Source organism: Castellaniella sp. WN (assembly GCF_054457555.1).
This window is the reverse complement of record NZ_JBTKZC010000001.1, coordinates 2,667,098-2,679,532: the sequence shown is the minus strand read 5'-3', so window position 1 is coordinate 2,679,532 and position 12,435 is coordinate 2,667,098. Positions and strand designations below refer to the sequence as shown.

General features: G+C 69.6%; 14 protein-coding genes. 5 read left to right on the top strand and 9 right to left on the bottom strand.

Annotated elements, in window-relative coordinates; genetic code table 11:
- Nucleotides 1-121: 121 nt before the first annotated feature.
- Nucleotides 122-1,180 carry an AraC family transcriptional regulator ligand-binding domain-containing protein gene (locus ACTPOE_RS12670; RefSeq protein ID WP_458872494.1) on the top strand — a complete coding sequence of 353 codons (1,059 nt, stop codon included), beginning with the start codon at nucleotides 122-124 and terminating at the stop codon, nucleotides 1,178-1,180.
- Nucleotides 1,181-1,187: 7 nt separating this feature from the next.
- Here ACTPOE_RS12670 and hslU read toward each other — a convergent pair whose 3' ends face one another.
- From hslU to ACTPOE_RS12640, 6 genes are all read right to left on the bottom strand, one after another.
- Nucleotides 1,188-2,504 carry an ATP-dependent protease ATPase subunit HslU gene (gene hslU / locus ACTPOE_RS12665; RefSeq protein ID WP_458872827.1) on the bottom strand — a complete coding sequence of 439 codons (1,317 nt, stop codon included), beginning with the start codon at nucleotides 2,502-2,504 and terminating at the stop codon, nucleotides 1,188-1,190.
- 27 nt (nucleotides 2,505-2,531) lie between these two features.
- Nucleotides 2,532-3,065, bottom strand: a complete 534-nt coding sequence (gene hslV, locus ACTPOE_RS12660; protein WP_458872493.1) for an ATP-dependent protease subunit HslV — start codon at nucleotides 3,063-3,065, stop codon at nucleotides 2,532-2,534.
- 162 nt (nucleotides 3,066-3,227) lie between these two features.
- Nucleotides 3,228-3,668: an RNA polymerase-binding protein DksA gene (gene dksA, locus ACTPOE_RS12655; protein ID WP_458872492.1), complete on the bottom strand. Its 441-nt coding sequence runs from the start codon at nucleotides 3,666-3,668 to the stop codon at nucleotides 3,228-3,230.
- Between the two features lie 82 nt (nucleotides 3,669-3,750).
- Nucleotides 3,751-4,845 (bottom strand): CobW family GTP-binding protein, encoded by a 1,095-nt coding sequence (locus ACTPOE_RS12650; protein WP_458872491.1) that lies wholly within the window; start codon nucleotides 4,843-4,845, stop codon nucleotides 3,751-3,753.
- A 237-nt stretch (nucleotides 4,846-5,082) separates the two neighbouring features.
- Complete coding sequence (locus ACTPOE_RS12645) at nucleotides 5,083-6,192, bottom strand: helix-turn-helix transcriptional regulator (RefSeq protein WP_458872490.1); 1,110 nt, start codon at nucleotides 6,190-6,192, stop codon at nucleotides 5,083-5,085.
- Nucleotides 6,193-6,353: 161 nt separating this feature from the next.
- Complete coding sequence (locus ACTPOE_RS12640; RefSeq protein WP_458872489.1) at nucleotides 6,354-6,821, bottom strand: Fur family transcriptional regulator; 468 nt, start codon at nucleotides 6,819-6,821, stop codon at nucleotides 6,354-6,356.
- A gap of 52 nt (nucleotides 6,822-6,873) precedes the next feature.
- Here ACTPOE_RS12640 and ACTPOE_RS12635 point away from each other — a divergent pair, with 52 nt between their 5' ends.
- The 4 genes from ACTPOE_RS12635 to ACTPOE_RS12620 are packed head-to-tail and all read left to right on the top strand — an operon-like array spanning nucleotide 6,874 to nucleotide 9,693.
- Nucleotides 6,874-7,017, top strand: coding sequence for a hypothetical protein (locus ACTPOE_RS12635; RefSeq protein ID WP_458872488.1), 144 nt, complete (start codon nucleotides 6,874-6,876; stop codon nucleotides 7,015-7,017).
- Nucleotides 7,014-7,748, top strand: coding sequence for a metal ABC transporter ATP-binding protein (locus ACTPOE_RS12630; RefSeq protein WP_458872487.1), 735 nt, complete (start codon nucleotides 7,014-7,016; stop codon nucleotides 7,746-7,748). Before ACTPOE_RS12635 ends, ACTPOE_RS12630 begins: the two co-directional genes overlap by 4 nt.
- Nucleotides 7,748-8,653 (top strand): metal ABC transporter permease, encoded by a 906-nt coding sequence (locus ACTPOE_RS12625; protein ID WP_458872486.1) that lies wholly within the window; start codon nucleotides 7,748-7,750, stop codon nucleotides 8,651-8,653. The genes ACTPOE_RS12630 and ACTPOE_RS12625 overlap by 1 nt, the downstream gene beginning before the upstream one ends.
- A complete protein-coding gene (locus tag ACTPOE_RS12620) occupies nucleotides 8,650-9,693 on the top strand; it encodes a metal ABC transporter solute-binding protein, Zn/Mn family (protein ID WP_458872485.1) in 1,044 nt (347 codons plus the stop codon). The genes ACTPOE_RS12625 and ACTPOE_RS12620 overlap by 4 nt, the downstream gene beginning before the upstream one ends.
- Before the next feature lie 63 nt (nucleotides 9,694-9,756).
- On the opposite strand, the gene ACTPOE_RS12615 is transcribed toward ACTPOE_RS12620, so the two are convergent.
- From ACTPOE_RS12615 to dapF, 3 genes are read right to left on the bottom strand one after another with little or no spacing between them, the layout of a single operon-like run.
- Nucleotides 9,757-10,803 carry a tyrosine recombinase XerC gene (locus ACTPOE_RS12615; RefSeq protein ID WP_458872484.1) on the bottom strand — a complete coding sequence of 349 codons (1,047 nt, stop codon included), beginning with the start codon at nucleotides 10,801-10,803 and terminating at the stop codon, nucleotides 9,757-9,759.
- A 13-nt stretch (nucleotides 10,804-10,816) separates the two neighbouring features.
- Nucleotides 10,817-11,497: a DUF484 family protein gene (locus tag ACTPOE_RS12610; protein ID WP_458872483.1), complete on the bottom strand. Its 681-nt coding sequence runs from the start codon at nucleotides 11,495-11,497 to the stop codon at nucleotides 10,817-10,819.
- A 35-nt stretch (nucleotides 11,498-11,532) separates the two neighbouring features.
- Nucleotides 11,533-12,423, bottom strand: a complete 891-nt coding sequence (dapF, locus tag ACTPOE_RS12605) for a diaminopimelate epimerase (protein WP_458872482.1) — start codon at nucleotides 12,421-12,423, stop codon at nucleotides 11,533-11,535.
- Nucleotides 12,424-12,435: the final 12 nt, after the last annotated feature.

Sequence of the window (12,435 nt, the reverse complement as noted above, 5' to 3'; positions counted from 1 at the left end):
TGCGCGGCGGCGAGAAGGGCAGGAGGCCATGATACGGACCGGCGCGGGTTGATCCCAATGGGCGGCGGGGCCATTCGTTTTAGAATTCAGGCCATTGGTCGGGACTTACGGGAAACCCCTGATGATCTTTCGGGATTTTGCGCGCGGGCCGGGCAGCGTGCGGCTGGTGCTGGAGTTCGGCGCGCATCGCGGCTTGCCTGCCGGATGCCTGCTGGCGGGCAGCGGCATCGGCCGGGCGCAGCTCGATGATCCGGAATGCCGCCTGCTGGGAGGGCAGGAGCTCCGGGTGATCGGGAACTTGCTCCGCGCACTGGGCCATCCGCCCGGCCTCGGCCTGGAAATGGGGCGGCACTATACCTTTTCGACCTTCGGCCTGTGGGGCTACGGCCTGCTCAACAACCCGACGATGGGGGACGCTCTGGCCTGGGCACTGCGGTTCATCGGCCTCAGCTTCGCCTATTGCTCGATCCGCTTTGCACAGCGCGGGGGGCTGGCCGTGCTGCACTATGCGCCGCCGCCCGGACTGTCCGCGGCGCTGGGTCGTTTCGTGGCGGAACGCGACATGGCGGCCAGCGCGAACCTGCTGCGGGAGGTGGGTGGCGAGAATTTCCGATTGTCGGCCTTCGAGCTCAAGGACGGCCGGGGACGGGCGTTCTCGCGGCCGGCCGATCCGCCCAGGCCTGGCGGCGCCGAGCCCTCGTTCCGGGGCGCGGTCTACCGGCTGGCCTTCCCCGTCGGGTTCCTGGCGCGCCGCCTGCCCCATGCCGATCCCCTGACGCTGTCGCTGTGCGAACGTCTGTGCCGCGAGCAGCTCGAACGGCAACGGATCCTGCCGGACGCCGCCCAGGCGGCGCGGGACTATCTATTGTCTTCCGACTCCGGGACGCCGCCCAGCCTGGGTGCGCTGGCCAGTGCCCTGCACACCAGCGAACGGACGCTCAAGCGCCGTCTGGGCCGCGCCGGTGTTTCGTTCCGCGTGCTGGCGGCGCAGGAGCGCGCGGCGCTGGCCGCCCGTCTGGTGGGCGAGGAACAGGACAGTCTGTCGCGGGTGGCCGAGCGCATGGGGTATGCCAGCTTGTCGAGTTTTTCCCAGGCGTTCCGACGCTGGCATGGCGTGCCGCCCTCCGCCTTCCGGCGCGCGGCGGCGCGCCGGCCCGACACGATGTCGAGATCGGCGTGAACGGGTTCTACAGCACGTAGCGCGCCAGGTCCTGGCTGCCAGCCGCCTCGGACAGCTTGTCGTTCACGTAGGCGGCATCGATCACCACGGTTTTCGAGCCCGGGCTGGCGGCTTCGAAGGACAGGTCCTCCAGCAGCTTTTCCATGACCGTGTACAGGCGCCGGGCGCCGATGTTTTCCGTGCGCTCGTTGACCTCGAAGGCCAGCTCGGCCAGGCGCCGCACGCCGTCCCCGGTGAATTCCAGCGTCACGTCCTCGGTGGCCAGCAGGGCGCTGTATTGCTTGGTCAGCGAGGCGTCGGTCTCGACGAGGATGCGCACGAAGTCCTCCGCCGTCAGAGAGTCCAGTTCCACCCGGATCGGGAAGCGGCCCTGCAGTTCCGGGATCAGGTCCGACGGACGGGACAGGTGGAAGGCGCCGGAGGCGATGAACAGGATGTGGTCGGTGCGCACCATGCCGTACTTGGTGTTGACGGTGGTGCCCTCGACCAGCGGCAGCAGGTCGCGCTGCACGCCCTGGCGCGAGACGTCGGCGCCGCCCTGCTCCTGGCGTGCGGCGATCTTGTCGATTTCGTCCAGGAAGACGATGCCGTGCTGCTCGGCCAGGGTGACGGCGTGGGCGCGCAGTTCCTCTTCGTTGATGCGGCGCGCGGCCTCTTCCTCGACCAGCAGGCGGAAGGCCTCCTTCACGGACAGCTTGCGCGACTTGGTCTTGCCCTGGGACAGGCCGGCGAACATGCCGCGCAACTGCTCGGTCATTTCCTCCATGCCCGGGGGCGCCATGATTTCCATGTGCGGCGGCGTCTGGGCGACCTCGATGTCGACCTGCGTGTCGTCCAGCTTGCCTTCGCGCAGGCGTTTGCGGAAGACCTGGCGGGTGTTGCTTTCCTCGCGCTCGGGCTCGCCGTGGGCATTGCGCGGGGGAGGCAGCAGGGCGTCCAGGATGCGGTCCTCGGCGGCGTCTTCCGCCTGGGTGCGCACGCGGCGCATCTCCGTCTCGCGCGTCTGCTTGACGGCGACCTCGATCAGGTCGCGCACAATGGTGTCCACGTCGCGGCCCACGTAGCCGACCTCGGTGAACTTGGTGGCCTCGATCTTGATGAAGGGGGCGTTGGCCAGGCGGGCCAGACGGCGGGCGATCTCGGTCTTGCCCACGCCGGTGGGGCCGATCATCAGGATGTTCTTGGGGACGATCTCGTGGCGCAGGGGCTCGGGCACCTGCTGTCGGCGCCAGCGGTTGCGCAGCGCCACGGCCACCGACCGCTTGGCCTTGTCCTGGCCGACGATGTGCTTGTCCAGTTCCGAGACGATTTCCTTGGGGGTCATGGGGGTGGCATCAGACATGGGGCGGGCCTAAAGCGTTTCGACGATGTGGTTCTGGTTGGTGTAGATACAGATCTCCCCGGCGATCTCCAGGGATTTCTTGACGATGTCGGCAGGAGACTGATCCGTGGCGTACAGCAGGGCGCGCGCCGCCGCCTGGGCGTAGGCGCCGCCCGAGCCGATGGCGGCAATGCCGTGTTCGGGCTCCAGGACGTCGCCGGTGCCCGTCAGGATCAGGGTGTGTTCGCGGTCGGCCACGATCAGCATGGCCTCCAGCCGGCGCAGCACGCGGTCGGTGCGCCAGTCGCGGGTCAGTTCCACGGCGGCGCGCATCAAGTGGCCCTGGTGCTTTTCCAGTTTGGCCTCGAAACGTTCCTGCAGGGTGAAGGCGTCGGCCGTGGCGCCGGCGAAGCCGGCCAGGACCGTGTCATGGTAGAGCCGCCGGATCTTGCGGGCCGTACCCTTGATGACGATGTTGCCCAGCGTGACCTGACCGTCACCGCCCAGCGCGACTTCTTCGCCGCGCCGGACGCAGACGATGGTGGTGGCGTGAAATTGTTCCATGCGGTTCTCTCGTGTGGAGAGAAACACATGGGGGCGGGAGCGGGGAATTCAAGCTCGCTTTGAAATACGGATGCCTGGGCATGCCAGGCAAGGCGCAAATCGTAGCGATAGTACGACTATCGCGGGATTTGCAACGCGGCGCGGCGCGGTCGGGCGCCGAACTCAATCCCCGTAGAGCTTCTGGCGCATTTCGCGGCGTTCCTGCGCTTCCAGCGACAGGGTGGCCGTGGGGCGGGCGAGCAGGCGGGCGATGCCGATGGGTTCGCCGGTTTCCTCGCACCAGCCGTATTCGCCCGCATCGATGCGGGCGATGGACTGCTGGACCTTTTTCAGCAGCTTGCGCTCGCGGTCGCGGGTACGCAGTTCCAGCGCGTGTTCTTCTTCGATCGTCGCGCGGTCGGCCGGGTCGGGCACGTACTGGGTTTCGCGCAGGTTCTCGGTCGTGGCGCCGGCGTTGGTCAGGATTTCGTGTTCGAGCTGGTGCAGGCGTGCGCGGAAGAACGCCAGCTGGGCATCGTTCATGTAGTCCTTTTCAGGCATCGCCAGCAGCTCTTTTTCCGTGAGCGGCTTGCCCTGGGGCTTGGTGCTGGATTTGGTAGCCATGTCGTGTCCTCTTTTCTTTATGTGCCGGGCCCTGTGTGCCGCGACCGGAAGGTACGGTGGGGCGGCGGCGGTGATGCGGTGTTCAGGCCAGGCATTGTTCGAGCCCCTGGGTGAAGATGTCCTGGGGCAGTTTACGGCCGATGAAGACCATGCGGGTATTCGGTTTTTCACTGGCTGGCCAGGGCCTGCCGGGCTCGGCGCCGAACATCATGTGGACACCCTGGAACAGCATGCGGCGGTTGATGCCCTTGATGTACAGGATGCCCTTGTAGCGCAGCAGGTCGGGACCGTAGACCTGGACGATGCCGCCGAGGAAGTCCTCCAGGCGTTCCGGGTCGAAGGCGCGGTTTGAGCGGAACACGAAGGCGCCGATCTCGTCGTCGTGATGGGCGTGGTGGTGATCGTGGCCGCAGGCGGGACCGCAGGCGTGGTGGCCGTCCTCGTCGTCGTGATCGTGATCATGGTGGCCGTGGCCGTGATGATCGTGCCCGGCGGCTTCTTCGGCGAGGAATTCGGGGTCGATGTCCAGGATGGCGTCCAGATCGAAGCCGCTGACGTCCAGCAGGGTTTTCAGATCGGTCTCGCCGAAATGCGCGGGCATGATGGAAGCGCGTGGATTGATCCGCACGAGGCGGGCGCGCAGGGCCTGGTAGTCGGCTTCGTTGACCAGGTCTTTTTTCGAGATCAGGATGCGGTCGGCGAAGCCGACCTGGCGCTGGGCCTCTTCCTGGCGGTCCAGGGTGGCCATGCCGTGCTTGGCGTCCACCACCGTGACGACGGCGTCCAGGCGGTAGGTGGCGGCGATGTCGTCGTCCATGAAGAAGGTCTGGCAGACCGGGCCGGGGTTGGCCATGCCCGTGGTCTCGATGATCACGCGATCGAAGCGCACGTCGCCGGCGGCACGCCGGGCGGCGAGGTCGCCCAGGGTGCGGATCAGGTCGCCGCGAACGGTGCAGCAGACGCAGCCGTTGCTCAGTTCCACGACCTGCTCGTCGCTGTCCTGGACCAGCAGGTCGTTGTCGATGTTTTCCTCGCCGAACTCGTTTTCGATGACGGCGATGCGCTGGCCGTGGAATTCCGTCAGGATGCGGCGCAGCAGGGTCGTCTTGCCCGCTCCCAGGAAACCGGTGAGCACGGTGACGGGAATCAGGGAATCGGCGGATGGAGCAGTGTTCATGATGGCCTCGAATGCGATGCGCCGTCCCCGACGCGCCGGCTGCGGGAGCGTTGGCCTCCCGGCGGCTGGCTGGGGTGCGGCGATCAGCATGCGATTACATCATAGCCCCGGGTTTAGGGCAAACTCGGAGTCTGGCGCCCCGGCGGTCGGGTCCACTCGGGCGCCGGGCGGATGAGACCCGCGGGTCGCAAGGGATTTCCCTGGAGACCTGGCGATTTCGCGTGCCCGGAGAATGCGCTATGTGGCCGCCGCCCTTGCCAGGAGAGCGATCAGCTGGCCCTGGCGGGTCGTGCCTGTCTTGCGGAACAGGCTGGCCAGCTGGCTGCGTACGGTGGTCAGGCCGACATGGCGTTCCTGGGCGGCCTCGCGCAGCGACAGGCCCCGCATCAGGGCCTGGGCCAACTGGGCTTCTTTGGGGCTGAGGTCGAACAGGGCTCGCAGGCGGGAGCAGACGTCCGGACCGACATCGGCCCGCAGGGACCGCAGCATGAGAGAGGCCAGGCCATCGTCCTCCAGTCCAAAGGGCCGGGCGTGGGGCAGTGGGGCGATGTGCAGGGCCAGCCGGGGGCGGCCGGCGGCGTCGCGCAGCAGCAGGTCGGCGCCGATCGGCCCGGCTGCGTGGCCGGCGCAGGCCCGCAGGAGCGCATGGGCCAGGCACGATGCCGCGGCGAGGTCCGGCGTGCCCAGCATTCCGCCGCGGACACCCAGGATGTCCGGGTGCCGGTCCAGCAGCGCCTGGGCGGCCGAGTCCAGGTGCCGCACGCGGCGGCCCGCGTCGAGGACCAGATGGCCCGGCCCGTCCGTGGACGGATGGCCGGCCCCGGACAGCAGCCGCAGCTGTTCGATGCGGCGCTGGTGGCGGACGGCATGGACCAGCAGGGGCCCGATCTGGCGGCAGGCCTTCAGGTCATCGGGGCCGTAGAAGGGTTGCGACCCGCCCCGGTTGAGCGCAAAGATGGCGGCGGTTTCGCCTTGTTCGTCAGGGAGCTTGATGAGGAGGACGCTGTGCCGGTCCTGGGGACGCAGCCAGTCGTTGAACAGGGCGGTCCGCTGGAAGCGGGTGCGGTCCATGACCGTCTGGTCGCAATAGACCCGGCGGGCCGGGACGGGGCCGGCCAACATCGGATCCCGGGAGGAGAAATCCAGCCAGTATCGCTGGGAGAAATCGGCGTCGCAATCGCTATGGACAGTCTGGAAAGTCGTGTTTCTGCGCACGACCAGCGTGGCGGCCATGCTGTCCAGGCAGCCGCGCAGCGCCTGGGCGGCCAGAGGCCAACAGTCGGCGTCGTAACAGGCGTCATACAGGCTGACGGACAGGCGTGTCAGGCTGCTCGCATCCAATGCCATGGTGGAACCCCTCCCTGGGCAGGGCGGATGGCCGGCTCGCGCGGGCCGCCTCCCGTCGGTTTTATTGTCCTTTTGTTTTAGGACTATAGGGTTCCGCGATGTCGAAGTAAAGGGTCGGCCCGGCCTTGTGGAGCCGCGAGCTCTCGCGGCGGGCGCATGATTCAGCCCTGCCGGCAGCGGGGGCAGAGCGCGCGCAGTTCGGTTTCCTGGCCGCTCAGGGCGTAGCCCGCCTGGGCGACGCAGGCAGCCAGACGGCGGCCCAGATCGGGGTCGCTGAGTTCGGCCACGCTGCCGCAGCGAGTACAGACGACCAGCACGTCGTGGGGCTGGCCGCCCGCGTCGGTGCAGGCGCTCCAGGCGTTGATGGCGTCCAGCCGGTGGATCAACCCCTGCTCTGTCAGGAAATCCAGCGCCCGGTAGACCGTGGGAGGCGCGGCGCCGGGCTGGGCGACGCGCAGCGCGTCGAGCAGTTCGTAGGCCTTGAGGCTGCCGTGATGGCGCAGCAGCGTTTCCAGCACCAGGCGTCGCAGGGGCGTCAGACGCGATCCGCGCTCGGCGCAGAGCCGTTCGGCCGTGTCCAGGTGCGCGGCGATCCCGGCATGCGAGCGGGAACTGATCTTCGTGTTCATGATAGTTATGTTATAACATAACAATTCAAGGCGATGCCGATCGCGGATCACCATGCCCCTTCCTTCTCTGTTTCCCAGACCGGGCCGCTATCGCGGTTCCTCCCTGTCGCTGTCGGCCGGCCGACGCATGCGCCGCGCCGCACTGGCCGTGCTGTTCCTGTGGCTGCTGACCGGATGGGCGCTGGAATGGTGGTGACTCCGACACCCGGCGCGGCGGCGCCCGCGATCGAACTGCAGCAGGTCTGGCTGGGCTGGCGCGACCGGATCGCGGTGCGTGATGCCAGCGGCGCGTTCCCGCGGGGCTCGCTGACGGCGGTGGTGGGTCCCAACGGCGCCGGGAAATCCACGCTGATCAAAGCCATGGCGGGCCGCCTGAGCCCCATCCGGGGGCGCATCCGGATCGACCCGGAGATCGCGGGCGACCTGGCTTGCCTGCCGCAGTCGGCCGAACTGGACCTGGACTTTCCCATCAGCACCTTCGACCTGGTGGCCATGGGGGCCTGGCATCGGCTGGGCGCCTGGCGCGGCCTGGACGACGCGGGCCGGGACGCCGTCGAGGCCGCGCTGCGCGCCGTGGGCCTGGCCGGCCTGGGCCGCCAGTCCGTGAACACGCTGTCCGGCGGTCAGCGGCAGCGCGCGCTGTTCGCGCGGTTGATGTTGCGCGACGCACGGGTGATCCTGCTGGACGAGCCTTTCGCCGCCGTGGACCGGGCCACGACGGAAGACCTGCTGGCGCTGCTGCACCGGTGGCATGGCGAGGGACGTACCCTGATCGCCGTGCTGCATGACCTGGACATGGTGCGCGCTTATTTCCCGCAGACGCTGCTGCTGGCGGGGCAGGTCGTGGGCTGGGGCGACAGCGGCCAGGTGCTGAGCGCGTCCAACTTGCACCTGGCCCGCCATTTGTGCGCCGGGGGAGCCGCCTGATGGACCTGTGGAATCTGCTGGCGCAGCCTTTCATCGAGTACGGCTTCATGCGTCGCGCCCTGGCGGGCGCCCTGGCGCTGGCCTTCGCCGCCGGGCCTCTGGGCGTGTTCCTGGTGCTGCGCCGCCTCAGCCTGATGGGCGATGCCATGGCCCACGCCATCCTGCCGGGGGTGGCGGTCGGTTTCCTGACGGCGGGGCTGTCCATGACGGCCATGACGCTGGGAGGACTGGTCACCGGCGTGGCGGTGGCCGTGCTGGCCGGCCTGGTGTCGCGCATGACGCCCCTGCGCGAGGACGCCAGTTTCGCGGCCTTCTATCTGGTGTCCCTCGGACTGGGGGTACTGCTGGTGTCCCTGAAGGGCACCAACATGGACCTGATCCATGTGCTGTTCGGCACTGTCCTGGGGCTCGGCGACGCCGCCCTGATTCTGGTCACGATCGTCAGCAGCGTCACGCTGCTGGCGCTGGCCGCGCTGCTGCGCGTGCTGGCGATGGAATGCCTGGATCCCGGGTTCTTGCGCGCCGAGGGTCGGGCGGGCGCCTGGGCGCACATCGGCTTCCTGCTGCTGTTGGTGCTGAACCTGGTGGCCGGCTTCCAGGTGCTGGGCACCCTGATGGTGGTGGGCATCATGATGCTGCCCGCGACGGCCGCCCGGTTCTGGGCGCGTCCGGTGGGCGCCCAGATGGTGCTGGCCGCCGCGCTGGGCGCCCTGGCGTCCTACGCGGGCCTGCTGGTGTCCTATCACACCGATGTGCCCGCGTCGCCCGCCATCATCCTGGCTGCGGGGGCGATCCATTTCATTTCGGTGGCGCTCGGGCCTCACGGCGGGATCCTGCTGGCCCTGCGCGAAGCGCGGGCGCGTCGCGCCCGGCTGCTGCAATCCATGAAGGAAGGGGGTCAATGATGAAGGATCGACGGGTTTTCGCGTTCGGACGGTGCGGCGCGCGGTTGGCGGGGGCCGCCTGCGCCCTGGTTCTGGGCATGGCGGCGGGCGCGCAGGCGGCCCAGGCCGAGGGTGTGGCGGACGACGCGCGCCTGCCCGTGGTGGCCTCGTTCTCGATCCTGGGCGACATCGTGCGCGAGGTGGGCGGGGATGACATCCGCCTGGACGTCCTCGTCGGGCCGATGCGCGACGCCCATACCTTCGAACCGACCCCGAAGGACGCGCGCGCCCTGGGCCGGGCCCGGGTGCTGGTGGTCAACGGACTGGGGTTCGAGTCCTGGATGCCGCGCCTGGTCGAGGCGGCCGGCTTCAAGGGACGCGTGATCGAGGCCTCGCGGGGCGTGCAGCCCCGGCGCCTGGACGACGAGGACGAGGCGGACGGGCACGGAGACGCGGACCACGACCACGCGCAGGCGGACGATGATCATGACCACGATCACGGACATGGCCACGCGGATCATGACCATGGCGGCGTCGATCCCCACGCCTGGCAGGACCTCGCCAACGGCGTGATCTATGCGCGCAACATCGCGCGCGGGCTGGCCGACGCCGATCCGGCCCACGCGTCCGCCTACCAGTCGCGGGCTGAGGCCTACGTGCGCAAGCTGCGCCGGACCGACGCTGAATGGCGCCAGAAGCTGGACGCCGTGCCCGCCGGCCGGCGCGTGCTGGCGACTTCGCACGATGCTTTTGGCTATTTCGGCGCGGCCTACGGGATCGAGGTCCTGTCGGTCGTCGGTCTGTCCAGCGAGGCGGAGCCCTCGGCGCGCGCCATGGCGGACCTGGTGAGGCGGATCCGGGCGCACCATATCCGGGCGCTGTTCCTGGAGCAGGGCGGCAATGCGCGCGCCCTGCGGCGGATCGCGGCCGAGACCGGCGTGGCGCCGGGCGGCACGCTGTACGCGGACACGCTGGACCTGCCGGGGCGCGAGGCCTCGACCTACCTGGGCATGTTCCGCTGGAACACGGAGCAGCTGCTGCGGGCGTTCGAGGCGCCGTAGGCGCCCCGCGGCGGGCCGCATGGCGGCCTGCCGGCTGGTTGCGGCCATCGGCCGATCGGTAGATCAGTCTCCGGTCTTGCGCTTCGCCCGGGGATGGGCCTGGTCATAGCTGGCGGCCAGGTGCTGGAAGTCCAGACGGGTGTAGATCTGGGTCGTGGAGATGTTGGCGTGCCCCAGCAGTTCCTGGACGGCGCGCAGGTCCTGGGCGGATTGCAGCAGGTGGCTGGCGAAGCTGTGCCGCAGGCTGTGCGGGTGCACGTGCAGCGGCAGGCCGACGCGCTGCGCCAGGGCTTGCAGGCGCAGCTGCACCACGCGCGGGCCGATGCGCTGGCCGCGCTCGCCCAGGAACAGCGCGGCCCGCGCGTCCTCGTCGGACCGGGGGTTCAGCATTCCGTCGCGGACGTCCAGCCAGGCCCGCAGGGCGGCCAGGGCCTGGCGCCCCAGCGGCACGATGCGGGTCTTGCCGCCCTTGCCCCGGACGACCGCCTCGCCCTCGTCGGCCAGGATCCAGCTATGCGAAATGTGGCCGGGCGCGCGCACCGGCCGCCAGTCCAGGCCGACCAGTTCCGACAGCCGCAGGCCGCCGGAATACAGGATCTCGAACATGGCCATATCGCGCCGTTCCACCGGGGTTTCGGCGGGCGGCAGGTGGCTGCGGTCCAGCAGAGCCTGGGCCTGGTCCACGGACAGGGCCTTGGGCAGGCTGTGCGGGATCCGGGGCGCGCGCACGCCGTGGGCCGGGTTGCGCGTCAGGCCGGCGGCGGGCGCGCGCCATTCGTAATAGCCGCGCCAGGCGGCCAGGGCGCGCGCCAGGCTGCGGGGCTGCAGCCCCGAGGCATGCAGCCGCCCCAAGGCCTGGCGGATCTGGGCTTCGCCCAGCGCGTCCAGCGGCTGGCCGGGGAAACACTGTCGCAGCGCCCGCAGGTCGCGGCGGTAGGCGGCGATCGTATGGTCGGAATAGCGCTGTTGCGCCCCCAGTTCGGACAGCCAGGCTTCGGCCAGAGCGTCGTCCGGCGCGGCTGCCTCGGGTGGGGATGCGGATGGCCGCGTGGAGGAGGCTTCGGCCTCCGTCCCCGCGCGAGGGCGCCGGCCGCCGGGGCGCACGTTCATGGCGGGCCGCCGTTCAGGCCGCCTCGGGCGCCGTGCGGGCCAGCCGCCCCAGGGCTGCGCCCGCGAGGGAGGCGATCAGCGACAGGAAGGCCGTGCCCATGTCCGGCGTGAAGCGCTGGGCGTCGTCCGATCCCAGGACCAGCAGGCCGATCGGTGTGGCGCCATTCAGCGTGCGCAGGGGCAGGATCGCCAGCGAGGCGGGCTCGGACGCCAGCCAGCGGGCGGCTGCCTGGTCCTTGATCGGGCCGCAGTAGGGCTGCGCCAGGTTCCCGGCATAGGCGCGGATATCGGTGTCGACGTCCTGGGCGAATTCGCTGTCCGCCAGCGCGGGCAGATCCCAGACCCGCAGGGCGATGGCGCTCAGGTCGAACTGGTCCGACAGGCTGCGGATGATGTGGGCCGGGATGCGGCCGGCATCGGGCTCGGCCAGCATGCGCGCGCACCACTGCATGAGCGACTGGTTGATGCGCTCGTTGCCCCCGGCATTGTGCAGCAGTTGCATCAGCCGGTGTTCGTGTTCCTTGACGCGCGCGCGCAGAGTCAGGATCTGCCGTTCCCCCAGCGAGATCGCTCGGGCCTGGTGGGGATGGGGCACGTTCAGCGAGGCGAAAACGTCGGCGTGCGCCTCGAAGAAGTCGGGGTTGCGGCTGAGGTAGTCCGCCACGTCCCGGGCGGTGAATGCGTCCTGTGTCATGTGGGCTTTCCGTCGGTCAGAAGAGGTGCGGCCGGTCAGAGGGTCGCGGCCAGGGCGTCGATATCGATCCGGCCGTGAAAAACCGTGGTCGCCGGACCCTGCATGCACAGGGTCCGGCCGTCCCATTCGATCCGCAGGATCCCGCCGCGCGTGTCCACCCTCACCGGGCTGTCCAGCAGGCCGCGCCGGATGCCGGAGACGGCGGCGGCGCAGGCGCCGGTGCCGCAGGCCAGAGTTTCGCCCGCGCCGCGTTCGTAGACCCGCAGCCGGATATGGTGGCGGTCGATCACCTGCATGAAGCCGGCGTTGACGCGCCGGGCGAAGCGGGGATGGGATTCGATCGCCGGCCCCAGGCGGGCGACGGGGTGCGTGTCCACGTCGTCTACCTGGACCACGGCATGCGGGTTGGAGACCGCCGCCAGCGAGCACCAGACCTCGCCCGCCTCGGGCGGGAGGTCCAGGCGGTACAGGGTGTCCTGGCCGCAGGCCCGGGTTTCCAGGCCGGAGGGGTCGAAGGCCAGGTCCGGGGGCGCGAAGGCGGTGCGGCCCATGTCCACGCCGACCTGGCCGTCCTCGGCCTCATGCAGCACGATCAGTCCCGTGGCGATCTCGGCGCGCAGCGGGTTGCGCCGCGACAGGCCCTGTTCGTGCACGAAGCGCACGAAGCAGCGCGCGCCATTGCCGCAGTGCTCGACCTCGCCGCCATCGGCGTTGAAGATCCGGTAGCGGAAGTCCGCGTCCGGGTGCAGGGGGTCCTCGACCAGCAGGATCTGATCGGCGCCGATGCCGAAATGGCGATCGGCCAGCGCCCGGGCGCGGGCGGGCGTCAGGTCGATGGGCTGGCGCACGCCGTCCAGGACGATGAAATCGTTGCCCGCGCCCTGCATTTTGGTGAAGTTCCAGATCATTGGTGCATTATCCTGCAAAATCCTGCGAGA

Bases quoted from the DNA above. Each gene is read 5' to 3' on its own strand.
- hslU (WP_458872827.1), bottom strand. From the start codon at position 2,504: ATGACCCCCAAGGAAATCGTCTCGGAACTGGACAAGCACATCGTCGGC.
- ACTPOE_RS12670 (WP_458872494.1), top strand. From the start codon at position 122: ATGATCTTTCGGGATTTTGCGCGCGGGCCGGGCAGCGTGCGGCTGGTG.
- ACTPOE_RS12645 (WP_458872490.1), bottom strand. From the start codon at position 6,192: ATGGCATTGGATGCGAGCAGCCTGACACGCCTGTCCGTCAGCCTGTAT.
- dksA (WP_458872492.1), bottom strand. From the start codon at position 3,668: ATGGCTACCAAATCCAGCACCAAGCCCCAGGGCAAGCCGCTCACGGAA.
- ACTPOE_RS12620 (WP_458872485.1), top strand. From the start codon at position 8,650: ATGATGAAGGATCGACGGGTTTTCGCGTTCGGACGGTGCGGCGCGCGG.
- ACTPOE_RS12650 (WP_458872491.1), bottom strand. From the start codon at position 4,845: ATGAACACTGCTCCATCCGCCGATTCCCTGATTCCCGTCACCGTGCTC.
- ACTPOE_RS12610 (WP_458872483.1), bottom strand. From the start codon at position 11,497: ATGACACAGGACGCATTCACCGCCCGGGACGTGGCGGACTACCTCAGC.
- ACTPOE_RS12615 (WP_458872484.1), bottom strand. From the start codon at position 10,803: ATGAACGTGCGCCCCGGCGGCCGGCGCCCTCGCGCGGGGACGGAGGCC.
- ACTPOE_RS12635 (WP_458872488.1), top strand. From the start codon at position 6,874: ATGCCCCTTCCTTCTCTGTTTCCCAGACCGGGCCGCTATCGCGGTTCC.
- ACTPOE_RS12640 (WP_458872489.1), bottom strand. From the start codon at position 6,821: ATGAACACGAAGATCAGTTCCCGCTCGCATGCCGGGATCGCCGCGCAC.
- ACTPOE_RS12625 (WP_458872486.1), top strand. From the start codon at position 7,748: ATGGACCTGTGGAATCTGCTGGCGCAGCCTTTCATCGAGTACGGCTTC.
- hslV (WP_458872493.1), bottom strand. From the start codon at position 3,065: ATGGAACAATTTCACGCCACCACCATCGTCTGCGTCCGGCGCGGCGAA.